Raw genomic sequence first — 13,245 nt, 5'->3', positions numbered from 1 at the left:
TCCTCTTATCAAATGACACAACTCCTTCTATTATAGCATCCTTTATATACTCTGGCAAACAGCATTTGAGGCTTGTAAGCCTGTACTTACCCATAATCTGAGGCTTAACACCGCCCAGCTTTTCCGTAGGAATGTCCCTTCTGTAATCTCCGAAGAGTTGCACCGGAACAGCCCCCTGTCCGGCCTCGTATGCGGCCTTCTCCCATCTTCTCTGAAAATTCATTCCCGCAAGAGGATGATCTGACCCGTAATCCTCCGGGGTAACATTTACCACAATGGCGCTGTTGGAATTCTCACCATTCCTGCCGCTGTAGCTCATACCATTCACACACGTCTCACCGTGCTCGGATGATGCATTCACCACGTAACCTCCAGGGCACATACAGAATGAATATACAGCCCTGCCATTTGACGCCTGATGCGTCATCTTGTAGTCTGCCGCCGGCAGCAGCTTTGCATACGCCGGATCATCGCCATACTTCATGACATCTATATCTGCTCGCTTGTGTTCGATACGAAGTCCCATGGCAAATGGCTTTGGCTCCATCGGAACACCTTTTTTGTAAAGCATCTCCACAGTATCCCTTGAGCTGTGTCCAAGTGCCAGAACAAGGGCATTTGTCCTGTATTCCTTCTCACTGCCATCTGAAAGGTTCTTTATATGTACACACACCTCATCCTGTGTGATCTGATCATAACCGGTAAAAAGTGAATCAAAATGTACCTCTCCGCCAAGTCTCTTTATATCCTCACGCATATTCCTTACAATACCAGACAGCACATCAGTGCCGACATGTGGCTTATTTATATACATTATGGACGGATCTGCACCATACTCCACAAATGTCCGCATGACCTCAGTGCGTCTGCCCGAGCCATCCTTTATGACCGTATTCAGCTTGCCGTCCGAAAAGGTTCCTGCGCCGCCCTCTCCAAACTGTACATTACAATTTGGATCAAGTCCTTCCTCACCCTTCCAGAATCTCTCTATATGCTCCATTCTCCTGTCAACATCCATGCCGCGCTCAAAAACAACCGGTCTGTATCCGGCTCTGGAAAGATACAGTGCAGCAAATAAGCCACCCGGTCCTGTTCCTATCACCACAGGCCTATAGGTCATTTTGACATTTCCCGGCTCCGGAAATCTATATTGGGTAGCATTTGTTAACATAACATTATTATTGTGAAGTCTTTTCAATAATTTTTCCGGATTCGGAACATCCACATCTATGGATGCAATATATTTCACCTGGTTTCTCCGCCTGTCATCAAGAGACAGCTTGAAAAAAATATACTCAAACTCCTTATCTGTCTTCAGCGTCTTTTTGATAACACTTCTAACATCTGCCTCTGTAAATCCAAGCTGCAGTTTTACATTGTTAATTCTGATCATCTTTTATTCTCTTTCCTGCAGACTCCCCGGCTCTCATGCCGCTTATAACAGCCCACATTATATTATATCCACCACATTTGCCGGTCACATCGACATACTCTCCAGCGGCGTATAAGCCTCTGTGTCCATCAAGTTCCAGGTTATCTGCCCTGAGCTGCAATGTGTCAACTCCACCGCTTGCCGCCTGGCTGTCCTCATAGCTGCCGAATCCATCTATGTTGAATCTCATATGTTTGAGCATATCACATATGGATGTTATATCAGCCGCGTCAAGTCCGGCCGCTTCAGAAGCTTTGATACCAAGACTTTTTATAATATACCCGGCGATCTTCTCGTTGACAATACCATTGAGCATCGCCTCGACTCTCCGTCTGCCATTTACCTCGGCAAATCGTCTCATCCTGTCCGCCAGCATATCATCACTGATGTCCGGAACAAGTTCAAGTTCTATGTATGGCTTCTTGCCAGTCTCCATCAGGTCTATACACTGTATACTCATATTAAAAACCGCTATACCCGAAAGATATCCCGATACAAACTGAACCTCGCCTCTCTCGTGGTCATACTCCTCGCCATCACACATTAGGCGGACAACAGCCTTTGCACGTACCCCTGACATATCAGATATATATTCATGGCATTTTAATTTACACAGAGCCGGATGCGGTTTCACAAACCGTACATTCAGATCATCCAGAAGTCTGTATACTCTATCAGATCCGCCAAGCTTTGGCGCAGCCGCACCTCCGGGTGCAAGTATCACCTGGGTCGTCCTATACCCGCCTTTGTCTGTGTCTACAATATATGTACCATCTTTTCCCTGTTTTATACTCAGGACTTCTTCCGATGTGCTGTTTTCTATACCAAGAATTTTGAGCCTGTCCGTCAGTGCCCACACTATGGTAGATGCCTGCAGCGATGCAGGATATATATATCCATTATCATCATAGCTGGAAACACCAAGACTTTCAAAAAAATCCATGACATCATTATGACTGTCCGTTGTTACGAACTGAAATGGGAAAAATTCATTTGCACTGGAATAGCACGACAGATCAAGCTTCGTATTTGCAATGTTACATTTGCCATTTCCCGTCGCATACAGCTTCTTTCCGAGTTTTTTGTTTTTATCTATAAGCTTTACCGAAGCCGATGGTGCTGTCTCTTTTGCTTTTATTACGGCTGTCATCCCAGCCGGGCCACCGCCGATAACTATAATATCATAAATCATTCCGATACACCTTTCCCATAATCATTTATCATACGTTTTACAGGCTGTCAATAAACCTGTTCATGTCATCTATATCATTGAAATACACGTGCTTGTGGATCAGTTCTCTTATACGTTTGTCCAATGAATCCACTGTACGAGTCGTCTCCCTGCAAAGACTGCCAAATCTGTTGTACACCGCCACATGTCCATTATAAGTGCTCACATAGAAATTGCCATGTGGTGTTCCACCCTCAGCAGCAATCACGAGCCCTCCGTAAAGCTCCGGTTCACTCTCATTTGATATGGGTAATATATGCCCGCTATCCATACCGTCAAATTCTCTATACACACTTTTACTGTCTCCGGATCTGCACGCCGTACTCACCACGATCTCTCTAGTTATAAAAGATAACACAAATACCGCTATAATGATAACAAAAAAATACATAATTCTTTTAAACATTACCACACCTTCTCTTCATAACAAAAAACAGAAGACAGGATATTCCATCCCATCTTCTGTCCTTGTTAATATATGTGGTTTATGTCTGTATTATTCCCATACAACTCCGGCCTTATTGTCACTCTCAAATACTGTGACATATGTCTTGCCCGGATTGAGCTGAAGTTCTTTTCCATCTGCTGTTGAATACTTTGTCACGGAGTCATCGGTTGACTTTGTCCATGTGATAGGAACGATCTTTCCATCTGAAACATAGTATCCGTCTCCTGTGCCAACGAGATCGATCATCTGTCTGTCGTGATCATCAATGCTGGTGTAGTGAGCAAACTGTATGATGATATTCTTGAATGTGAGCTGCTTTCCTGTGAGGTCATCGATCTGCTTGTCACCATACTGGAATCTGTTATATACCTTATTCTTTGAATCATATTCAAACCAAGGCTGTGTGTAAACTGACATGTTGAGTGTGAGCTTGTTTACAGACTCGCCCTCAGGAACCGTATCTTCCTCATTGAACTCAAACTTGCTCTTGTATCCCTTGTTGTGGGTAGTTGAGCATCCAAGATAATCAAGACCAGCCTTGATCATATCGCTGTTTGTGTACACATTGTGTGGAGCCTCGCGGTCTGATGATCTGTAGAAAGATACAGATCCTTCTCCACCAAGTCCGCTTATATGATCTATTCCTGTCCTGTCAAGCTCCTCCTGTCCCTGTGGAGACTGACCATAATGCATGTATATAGCATCAAACTCCATGGCAGTTGTAACATAGTAAGGTCTGCAGCTTCTGATCGAACCGACCTTCTCAAGATTGTCATAGTCGTTGAATATTGCAAGCATTCTTGTTATTCCGCCCTCAACGACAAACTCATATAAAACATCAGCCTGGCCTATACCTGACTGAGGAATCGCATTCTCAATATTGTTGATCATTATAGCGATCGGTCTTCCGTACTCTTCCTTTCTGTCGGTGTTCCACTCGCCTGTAAGATCATTATATACTCCCTCATGGTAAGTCTCATCAACCGCTGTGGCAGACTTCATCATATCGGCCTGTGATACATCCACCTCTGCCTTAGCCTCCGTTGTAGTGACATTCTCCTCCGTTTTCTTCGAGCCGCATCCAAAAAGTGATAATCCCATCACAAGAGCGGTTGCCAGAACTAATCCCGTCTTAATTCTCCTCATAGTCTCTTGTATATCCTTTCATTGTAAGTATTTTTTCCTGCATCTCTTCCATGACCCTGCGCTCATCGTCCTCCATATGGTCATATCCTGACAAATGGAGCATGCTGTGGGCTACAAGAAAAGCCAGCTCTCTCGTCTTTGAGTGATTGTACTCAGTTGCCTGCTCATACACCTTATCAATAGATATAACGATATCTCCCAATAGCAGTTCATCTGTAGTAAGATCAAAGTAGTCACACCGGCTATCCTCGAGACCATCAAAGTTTCCAGGAATTGTATAATCAATCAGTGGAAATGACAGAACATCTGTCGCCCTGTCTATATTCCTCTGCTGGTTATTGATTTCATGTATGGAGTCATTGTCCGTGAGCAGCACGTTCACTTCGCAGGGATATGGACACCCAACGAATTCCAGCGAAGCCTGGACGATACTTGTTATGACATCCTCATAATTCTTAATATCAATATCTCCATACTCATTCTCAATATTAACTGACATATTATTTTCCTCTGTTTTTCTGAGCAGTTGTGGTTTTTCTAGGCTTTGCCTGTCTGCTCATCTTATCCTCATATTTTTCATACGCATTTACGATCTTCTGCACCAAAGGATGTCTCACAACATCAAGACTCGTCAGATGGCAAATGCTTATGTCATCAATATCCTTTAACACCTTGAGTGCAACATCAAGACCTGACTGCGCGTCGTGTGGAAGATCCTTCTGTGAAAGGTCTCCTGTTATTATGGCCTTTGAGCCAAATCCTATTCTGGTAAGGAACATCTTCATCTGGGCAGGAGTGGTATTCTGGGCCTCATCCAGCACAATATACGCATTATCAAGAGTTCTTCCTCTCATGTAGGCAAGAGGAGCAACCTCGATCAGTCCCTTTTCCATATTCTTCATAAATGCATCAGCACCCATTATCTCATACAATGCATCATAGAGCGGCCTAAGATAAGGATCAACCTTGCTCTGAAGGTCACCCGGAAGAAATCCCAGTTTCTCACCGGCCTCTATGGCCGGCCTTGTAAGTATGATCCTTCCAACCTCATTATTCTTAAATGCCGTTATGGCTTTTGCCATGGCAAGATAAGTCTTTCCTGTTCCGGCAGGTCCCACTCCGAATACTATCATGGACTTTTCTATTGAATTGACATATGATCTCTGTCCGACAGTCTTCGGTTTGATCGGCTTGCCGCTCATCGTGTGACAGATTATGTCCCTGTCAAGCTCAGCAAGACTCTCCTTAGCCTCCTGCGGGTGTTCATTGACTATCGACATAGTGTAGTCTACCTTCTGTTCATCGATGGACGAGCCACGGTCTGCCATCTGGAAGAGCTGTTCTATAACCTGAATAGACTTCTTCACGCCTTCCTCGGAGCCGCTGACCTTAAGCTTGTCATCGCGAAGTATCATTGACACACTGTATTCTTTCTCAATCTTTTTTATATTGGCATCAAACTGTCCAAACACAGTCTGTATATAGTTTGATGCAACAGTTACGGATTCTGAATATTCGCTCAATACTTGTATCCCCTGTCATTATTATTTATCAGTCAGGCTCCACCTCTTCGCTCCCCGATGTATTGTTTACGTCAATATATCTCGGCACAGCAACCGGGAGTCTGATACTGATATCGCCTTCAGCCGAAGCCTCACCGCGTTCATTAGTAATAATAACATTTTTTCGGACAATTTGCACCCCTTTTTCTTGCATTTTGCCAATATAAACATGCAGATGCTGGTTAAGTCTGTCTTTCTGCTCCTTATCCGTAAGCCTACGTGTATTTACTTTATAGAACACTTTTCGCTCTATATTCACGGATAACGGAAAATACATATCGCCGATATGCAGCCGTTTTTCCTCGGCGGAAAGGTCGTATGAGCCGTCGGAGGCAGCAGTTTTATACGGAGTAAATACCCGGCGTCCAATTTTTATATCTACTTTGTTTACCTTCCTGTCTGTAGTCTCCTTTTCCTGGAGCTCACTCTCAACCACATCTCTGTACTCTACATCACAAAGACCATATATCTCTCCGGAAGCAGGTACAAACACCGTATCCACAACCTCACTGTCATCATTGTATATGTTAACTGTTCCCGATATAAGAGTATCCCCTTTTTTTACTTCATCTCCAACCGATGCAACAGGCGTCCCCGCCGATGCAACAAGGGAATAGATCGTACAATCCATTGTGGCCACGAGATCACACGGTCTGCCATCTTCCGGAACTGTAAATACATCCACGGACTCCTTGAGCGCAACTGTAAGCTTTGTCCCACTGATGCTGCAGGATGCCCAACATATCTCCCCAAGATTATCCGTCAGCATGTCTGTCAGTTCGCTCAGATCAATACTCTTTTTTCTATGTCCATAGCACGGATACTCCATCTCGATAAGATCTGCAATTTCCTCACTTGTATAATCCTCACATCCGTCAATTTCTATGTACCATACATACCCTGATTCCCAGTATACAAACAGCAAAAATAATAAAACTCCGAGTAATATCGAGATCCTCTTCCTATTGCCCAGCAAACCGGTTCTTAGAGTCTTCTTCTCAGCTATTCGGATATCTATCATACATTTGTCCGCTATCTCTTCAAGTCTTTTTCTGTCATCGGAGTATATGCAGAAGTTTTCTGCCTTGCCATTCCATTTACTGTCATTCTGTTTACTGCCATTCTTTTTTCTGTTCTTCTTTACATCCCTCTCGCACCATGTACGTATTCCTTTATGGCTGCATATATTCATCAGGCGCAGAGCTGCGCGGCTGTCACAGCTCACATAGCACACACCTCTTATTTCCCTTCTAATATTCATGCAGTCACACTGTCAGCCAATCTACACTGTTTATCGAACCGCATATTTTCACTTCATAGGATGCATAGTAAGCGATCTGTAATCTTTCCCCATATATATTCAATATCCCTTTCCGGGTCTTAACAGACACTCTCTCGTCGTCAGAGTAGATCACATGTCTGAAATTCTCTATCACCAGCTCATCATTGTTGAACATGGTGAGTCTGGAGGTCGTTCCCGCCGAGTCCGGACACCAGCACGGAGGTTCAAATGCTATAACTTTTTTCGCTCTGTCTTTCATGAATACCACCATAACGCTTTTGGAACATTATATGAATACACATAAAAAAAGAGTACCGAATAAACTCGGTACTCTTAGAAATCAATTTAAAATCAAATATATATACTATGATTTATTTGTACTTGCGCTTTCTAGCTGCCTCTGACTTCTTCTTACGCTTTACACTAGGCTTTTCGTAATGCTCTCTCTTACGAATCTCCTGCTGAATACCAGCCTTCGCACAATTTCTCTTAAATCTGCGAAGAGCGCTATCTAAGTTTTCGTTCTCTTTAACTATTACACTTGACATTCTCTCACCTGACCTCCCTCCAGTTGTAAAATTATGCTACCAAATAACAACTGATTGGGTATTTTTAAGCACAAAATGTATTATATACATAAAATTCCTAATCGTCAACAGGAAAATGACAAATTAATAAAATATCTGTCACGAAACCTTAAGCTATCTGATTCTGAGCCTCTGTAACCGCCTGGGCAAGAGCTGCTTCGATTCCGTCAGGATTCTTTCCACCGGCCTGAGCCATGTTAGGACGACCACCGCCGCCACCACCTACAAGGCCAGCCACGGCCTTGATGATATTACCGGCATGGGCTCCCTTAGCAACTGCGCCGTCTGTAGCCATGGCAATGAGATTTACTTTGCCATCCTTTGCAGATGCAAGAACAACAACGCTGTCACCAAGCTTGCTCTTGAAGTCATCTCCGAGGTTCCTCAGTGAATTCATATCTGTATCCGGGATAGCCGCTGTGAGGATCTTGATTCCGTCCTTGTCTATAGCACTTGAAAGAACGTCTCCAGCTGCCTCCTTTGCCATCTTATCCTTGAGCTTCTTATTCTCATTCGTAAGTTCCTTAACCTCTGCAAGAAGCTGTTCTATTCTTGATGCCACACCATAGATATCAGTCTTAGCTGCCTTTGCAGCATCCATGAGCTCCTGCTCTACATTTCTGTAGTAATCAAGTGCTCCGACAGATGTAAGTGCCTCGATACGTCTTGTACCTGCGGCCACACCTGCCTCTGATATGATCTTGAATGTTTTTATAGCTCCTGTGCTGGCAACATGTGTACCACCGCAGAGCTCCTTTGAGAAGTCTCCCATTGATACCACACGGACCTTCTCACCATACTTCTCACCAAACAGAGCCATGGCTCCGGTCTCCTTAGCCTCATCTACAGACATTACATCCGTGCATACAGGTATATCGAGCTGGATCTGCTCATTTACAATATCCTCAACCTTCTTGATCTCTTCCTTAGTCATCGCCTGATCATGTGAGAAGTCAAATCTCAGTCTTCCCGGCTCAACGAGTGAACCTGCCTGCTCTACATGATCTCCGAGAACCATCTTGAGTGCTCTCTGAAGAAGATGTGTTGCGGAATGGTTGTTACATATGAGTGCTCTGTTCTCAGCATCAACTGTGAGTTCTGCCTCATCACCAACATTGAGTTCGCCTGACTCAACATAACCGATATGTGCGATCTTGCCGCCTACAACCTTGACAGTATCCTCAACAACGAATGTACCGTTCTCTGTCTTGATGATTCCCTTATCACCGATCTGACCACCCATGGTAGCGTAGAAAGGTGTCTCAGGAACTATAACTGAAGCCTGTGCTCCCTCAGATACAGTATCTGCAAGAACTGACTTCTTATCATCACCCTCACCAACCTCTGTTGTGATGGCTGATATAGTTGACTTGTATGTCAGCTTGTCATATCCGACAAACTCAGATGTCATGTCAACAGGAAGCTGCTCATATACGGTTGCGTCTGCACCCATGTATGTTGTGGTCTTTCTGGCCTTTCTTGCAGTCTCCTTCTGGATATTCATGCACTCGGTGAATCTGTCCTCATCAACCTCGATCCCCTCCTCCTCGAGGATCTCCTTTGTGAGATCAAGAGGGAATCCATAGGTGTCATAGAGCTTGAATGCCTTGTCACCTGAGAGAACCTTCTCACCTGCAGCCTTAGTCTCGTCTATATAATCCTTGAGGATCGCAAGACCTGTATCTATGGTCTTATTGAAGCTCTCCTCTTCCTTGTCTATCTTATTGAAGATATATTCCTTCTTCTCACTGAGCTCAGGATATGCATCCTCTGACACCTCGATAACTGTCTTTGCAAGCTCTGACAGGAACTTGCCCTTGATGCCGAGAAGTCTTCCGTGTCTTGCAGCACGTCTGAGAAGACGTCTAAGAACATAACCACGGCCCTCGTTCGATGGAACGATACCATCTGATGTCATGAATGTAACTGAACGGATATGATCAGTTATAAGTCTGATCGATACATCCTTCTCATGATCTGTCTCATATTCCACGCCTGCCATCTCACATACCTTGTCGCGGAGAGCCTTGATCGTATCAACATCAAATATAGAATCAACATCCTGAACAACAACTGCGAGTCTCTCAAGACCCATACCTGTATCTATGTTCTTCTGCTCAAGCTCTGTGTAGTTGTTGTGTCCGTCATTGTTGAACTGTGTAAATACGTTGTTCCAAACCTCCATGTATCTGTCACAGTCACAGCCTACAGTACAGCCAGGCTTACCGCAGCCATACTTCTCGCCTCTGTCATAGTAAACCTCTGAACAAGGACCACAAGGACCAGCTCCGTGCTCCCAGAAGTTGTCCTCCTTGCCGAATCTGAATATACGGTCAGCATCGACACCGATCTCCTTATTCCATATATCAAATGCCTCATCGTCATCCTGATAAACCGATGGATAGAGTCTGTTCTTGTCAAGTCCTACAACCTCTGTGAGGAACTCCCATGTCCATGATATAGCCTCATGCTTGAAATAATCGCCAAATGAGAAATTACCCAGCATCTCAAAGAATGTACCATGACGGGCTGTCTTACCTACATTCTCGATATCTCCTGTTCTGATACACTTCTGACATGTTGTCACACGTCTTCTAGGTGGTACCTCCTGACCTGTAAAGTAAGGCTTAAGTGGTGCCATACCTGAATTGATCAGCAGTAAGCTGTTGTCATTGTGTGGAATAAGTGAAAAGCTCTTCATTCTAAGATGACCCTTGCTCTCCATGAATTCCAGGAACATTTTTCTCAGTTCGTTCACGCCATAATTTTGCATTGTCTAATATCCTCCACTCTATCTTCTGTCAGCCAGTTCTTCTGTAATATCTTTCCAGCTGATTCCTCTCTCTACCATCAGACACATGAGATGATAAAGGAAGTCAGATATTTCATATTTTATATCCTCTGAATCAGGATTCTTGGCAGCTATGACTATCTCCGTAGCTCCCTCACCGACCTTCTTCAGGATCTTGTCAATACCCTTGCCGAACAGATAATTGGTATAAGAATCATCTCCTGGCTGATCCTTTCTGTCGCGTATGGTATTGTATACCTCCTCGAATACCTTCATAGGATTGGTATCATTGTACTCCTTTCTCACCAGATCTGTAAAGAAACAAGTACGGCTGCCTGTATGACACGCAGCTCCTATCTGTGACACCTTGGCAAGTATGGTGTCCTTGTCACAGTCTATCGTAAGAGACTTGACAAACTGATAATGACCGGATGTATCACCCTTGGTCCACAGCTCATTGCGGCTGCGGCTCCAGTATGTCATGCGTCCTGTTCTGATGGTCTTCTCATACGACTCCTTGTTCATATAAGCGACCATGAGCACTTCACCGGTCTTATAGTGCTGTGTAACACATGGAATAAGTCCATCCGAATTGAGTTTGAACGCCTCAAAAGGCATGGACGATTCAAACAGATCCACATCTATATTTGCCTCACGGCAATGCTGTTTAATCTCCATTATATCCATCTTCTGGAGATTGTACAGAGAAATTGATTCAGCATTTGTCTCATTGAGCATCTCTGCCACAGCTTCCCCGTTAGTGGAATAGGTAGAAACTATAACAGGAAGTGCAACATTTTCTCTTATGGATTTTACTATATCCAGATATTCCGGCACCATGTTGTTGTGAAGCAGCAGAAGTTCTCCCGCTCCAAGCGTCTTCAGTTTTCTGGCATATCCGACAGGATCATCACACTCACTAAGATCTATAGTACAGATTATTCGCTCTGAACCAAATCTGTCAGAAGCCTCAGTGACAAGCTCCGGCGTGTTCAGCGCCGCAGATTTCATACATACCTTGGATGCACCTGCATACAGAAGCTTCTTGACATCTTCAAGCTCCCTCACACCGCCACAGGCAATAAGTGGAATATCAACACTGTCACATATCTGTCTTATAATGGCAACATTGGGTTCTCTGCCATCTTTTGTTGCCTTGCTGTCAAAATAAGCTATCTCATCAGCTCCGGCATCATTGTAATATTTTGCCATCTCGACCGCATTGTTCAGATCCAGACATGGAATTATCTTTTTGCAGATCATATCATTATCCATAGTGAACCAGCACCTCCTTAAAGTGTGCCTTTGGTAGAAAGCACCTTTCCGTTTAATCTTCTGTCATAAGTTGTCGCCTCATCAAGAGCCTTCGCAAATGCCTTGAATGCGGCCTCTATGATGTGGTGATCGTTCTCCCCTGAGAACTGCTTAATATTGAGATTCATCTCAGCAGCGTATGATACTGCATAGAAGAATTCCTTGACCATCTGTGTGTCGAAGTATCCAACCCTCTCTGTGCGTAGGTTCAGATCATAGACAAGATATGGTCTTCCCGACAGATCTATGGCACACATTACGAGAGTCTCGTCCATCGGCAGGAAGAAATTGCCAAATCTCTTGATGGCCTTCTTGTCTCCAAGAGCCTCCTTGATGGCCTTGCCCAGCACAATTCCCACATCCTCAATGGTATGGTGACAATCCACATACAGATCTCCCTTGACTGTAACGTTGAGATCAAAGAAACCATGCTTCGCAAAACTTGTGAGCATGTGGTCAAAGAAACCGATTCCTGTGTCGATCTTTGACTGTCCTTTTCCATCTATATTAAACTCGAGGGTTATGTCTGTCTCGTTTGTCGTTCTTGTACATTTGGCGATTCTAGCTGCTTTCTCTGCCATATCCCTGTCTCCTTCCCATATTCTATATCATTATGTCTTATTTTTCAAATCTTACTGCTATTGAATTGGCATGTGCTGTGAGCTGCTCAGCCTTGGCAAATGCTTCAATGTCAGTGTGAACTGCCTCAAGTGCCTCTCTTGAATAGTAGATTATGCTGGATTTCTTGATGAAATCGTCTACTGAAAGCGGTGAGAAGAACTTTGCTGTACCGTTTGTTGGAAGTACATGGTTAGGGCCTGCAAAGTAATCTCCAAGAGGCTCTGATGAGTATTCTCCGATAAATATAGCTCCAGCATTCTTCACTCTTGTCATCACGTCAAATGGATTGGCTGTGACGATCTCGAGATGCTCTGATGCAATGTCGTTGACAGCATCTATGGCATCGCTCATGTTGTCTGCAAGAAGAATATATCCATAATTGTCTATAGACTTTCTCATTATCTCTTTTCTTGAAAGCTCATCGATGAACTTGTCAACCTGAACTGATACCTTCTCGGCAAGCTCCTCTGATGTGGTCACAAGTATGGCTGATGCCATCTCGTCATGCTCTGCCTGTGACAGCAGATCTGCAGCCACGTATCTAGAATTGGCAGTCTCATCGGCAAGTACCATTACCTCTGATGGGCCGGCTATGGAATCTATGCTGACATGTCCGTATACGGCACGCTTTGCAAGAGCGACAAATATGTTTCCAGGGCCAACTATCTTGTCAACCTTAGGTACTGACTCTGTTCCGTATGCAAGGGCAGCTATGGCCTGCGCGCCGCCTGCCTTGTATATCTCATCCACTCCTGCTTCCTTTGCTGCAACGAGTGTTGTGGCGTACACCTCACCCTCAGCATTACATGGAGTTGTCATGACTATCTTCTC

At 44.3% G+C, this 13,245-nt stretch carries 13 protein-coding genes; all 13 read right to left on the bottom strand.

The window, feature by feature from the left end:
- A partial coding sequence (locus CCU_RS12525; RefSeq protein WP_208896251.1) for an NAD(P)/FAD-dependent oxidoreductase occupies positions 1 to 1,393 on the bottom strand: 1,393 nt, incomplete at its 3' end.
- Positions 1,380 to 2,624, bottom strand: a complete 1,245-nt coding sequence (locus CCU_RS12520) for an aminoacetone oxidase family FAD-binding enzyme (RefSeq protein WP_015534914.1) — start codon at positions 2,622 to 2,624, stop codon at positions 1,380 to 1,382. The genes CCU_RS12520 and CCU_RS12525, both read right to left, overlap by 14 nt.
- 37 nt (positions 2,625 to 2,661) lie before the next feature.
- Positions 2,662 to 3,069, bottom strand: a complete 408-nt coding sequence (locus CCU_RS12515; protein WP_015534913.1) for a hypothetical protein — start codon at positions 3,067 to 3,069, stop codon at positions 2,662 to 2,664.
- A gap of 90 nt (positions 3,070 to 3,159) precedes the next feature.
- Positions 3,160 to 4,257, bottom strand: a complete 1,098-nt coding sequence (locus CCU_RS12510; RefSeq protein ID WP_015534912.1) for a DUF3048 domain-containing protein — start codon at positions 4,255 to 4,257, stop codon at positions 3,160 to 3,162.
- Positions 4,244 to 4,756 carry an rRNA maturation RNase YbeY gene (gene ybeY / locus CCU_RS12505; RefSeq protein WP_015534911.1) on the bottom strand — a complete coding sequence of 171 codons (513 nt, stop codon included), beginning with the start codon at positions 4,754 to 4,756 and terminating at the stop codon, positions 4,244 to 4,246. The genes CCU_RS12510 and ybeY overlap by 14 nt, the downstream gene beginning before the upstream one ends.
- 1 nt (position 4,757) lies before the next feature.
- Positions 4,758 to 5,780: a PhoH family protein gene (locus CCU_RS12500; protein ID WP_055144479.1), complete on the bottom strand. Its 1,023-nt coding sequence runs from the start codon at positions 5,778 to 5,780 to the stop codon at positions 4,758 to 4,760.
- Between the two features lie 28 nt (positions 5,781 to 5,808).
- Positions 5,809 to 7,080 carry a sporulation protein YqfD gene (locus CCU_RS12495; protein WP_208896250.1) on the bottom strand — a complete coding sequence of 424 codons (1,272 nt, stop codon included), beginning with the start codon at positions 7,078 to 7,080 and terminating at the stop codon, positions 5,809 to 5,811.
- Positions 7,081 to 7,084: 4 nt separating this feature from the next.
- On the bottom strand, positions 7,085 to 7,360 hold the full coding sequence (locus tag CCU_RS12490) for a YabP/YqfC family sporulation protein (RefSeq protein WP_015534910.1): 276 nt from the start codon (positions 7,358 to 7,360) through the stop codon (positions 7,085 to 7,087).
- A 112-nt stretch (positions 7,361 to 7,472) separates the two neighbouring features.
- The gene (rpsU, locus tag CCU_RS12485) at positions 7,473 to 7,649 is read right to left on the bottom strand and encodes a 30S ribosomal protein S21 (RefSeq protein WP_004851031.1); all 177 of its coding nucleotides are present in this window, start codon (positions 7,647 to 7,649) and stop codon (positions 7,473 to 7,475) included.
- Positions 7,650 to 7,797: 148 nt separating this feature from the next.
- Positions 7,798 to 10,461, bottom strand: coding sequence for an alanine--tRNA ligase (gene alaS, locus CCU_RS12480; RefSeq protein WP_015534909.1), 2,664 nt, complete (start codon positions 10,459 to 10,461; stop codon positions 7,798 to 7,800).
- An 18-nt stretch (positions 10,462 to 10,479) separates the two neighbouring features.
- Positions 10,480 to 11,754 (bottom strand): bifunctional phosphoribosyl-AMP cyclohydrolase/phosphoribosyl-ATP diphosphatase HisIE, encoded by a 1,275-nt coding sequence (gene hisIE, locus CCU_RS12475; RefSeq protein WP_015534908.1) that lies wholly within the window; start codon positions 11,752 to 11,754, stop codon positions 10,480 to 10,482.
- 17 nt (positions 11,755 to 11,771) lie between these two features.
- The gene (gene hisB, locus CCU_RS12470; protein WP_015534907.1) at positions 11,772 to 12,374 is read right to left on the bottom strand and encodes an imidazoleglycerol-phosphate dehydratase HisB; all 603 of its coding nucleotides are present in this window, start codon (positions 12,372 to 12,374) and stop codon (positions 11,772 to 11,774) included.
- A 37-nt stretch (positions 12,375 to 12,411) separates the two neighbouring features.
- The coding region (hisD, locus tag CCU_RS12465) for a histidinol dehydrogenase (RefSeq protein ID WP_208896249.1) at positions 12,412 to 13,245 on the bottom strand (834 nt) is incomplete at its 5' end.

The organism is Coprococcus sp. ART55/1 (assembly GCF_000210595.1).
GTDB lineage: Bacteria > Bacillota > Clostridia > Lachnospirales > Lachnospiraceae > Coprococcus > Coprococcus aceti.
This window is presented reverse-complemented; position numbering and strand designations above follow the sequence as displayed.

Excerpts from the sequence above, each read along its gene's own strand:
- ybeY (WP_015534911.1), bottom strand. The coding sequence starts at position 4,756 with ATGTCAGTTAATATTGAGAATGAGTATGGAGATATTGATATTAAGAAT.
- CCU_RS12490 (WP_015534910.1), bottom strand. The coding sequence starts at position 7,360 with ATGAAAGACAGAGCGAAAAAAGTTATAGCATTTGAACCTCCGTGCTGG.
- hisB (WP_015534907.1), bottom strand. The coding sequence starts at position 12,374 with ATGGCAGAGAAAGCAGCTAGAATCGCCAAATGTACAAGAACGACAAAC.
- rpsU (WP_004851031.1), bottom strand. The coding sequence starts at position 7,649 with ATGTCAAGTGTAATAGTTAAAGAGAACGAAAACTTAGATAGCGCTCTT.
- alaS (WP_015534909.1), bottom strand. The coding sequence starts at position 10,461 with ATGCAAAATTATGGCGTGAACGAACTGAGAAAAATGTTCCTGGAATTC.
- hisIE (WP_015534908.1), bottom strand. The coding sequence starts at position 11,754 with ATGGATAATGATATGATCTGCAAAAAGATAATTCCATGTCTGGATCTG.
- CCU_RS12515 (WP_015534913.1), bottom strand. The coding sequence starts at position 3,069 with ATGTTTAAAAGAATTATGTATTTTTTTGTTATCATTATAGCGGTATTT.
- CCU_RS12510 (WP_015534912.1), bottom strand. The coding sequence starts at position 4,257 with ATGAGGAGAATTAAGACGGGATTAGTTCTGGCAACCGCTCTTGTGATG.
- CCU_RS12495 (WP_208896250.1), bottom strand. The coding sequence starts at position 7,080 with ATGAATATTAGAAGGGAAATAAGAGGTGTGTGCTATGTGAGCTGTGAC.
- CCU_RS12520 (WP_015534914.1), bottom strand. The coding sequence starts at position 2,624 with ATGATTTATGATATTATAGTTATCGGCGGTGGCCCGGCTGGGATGACA.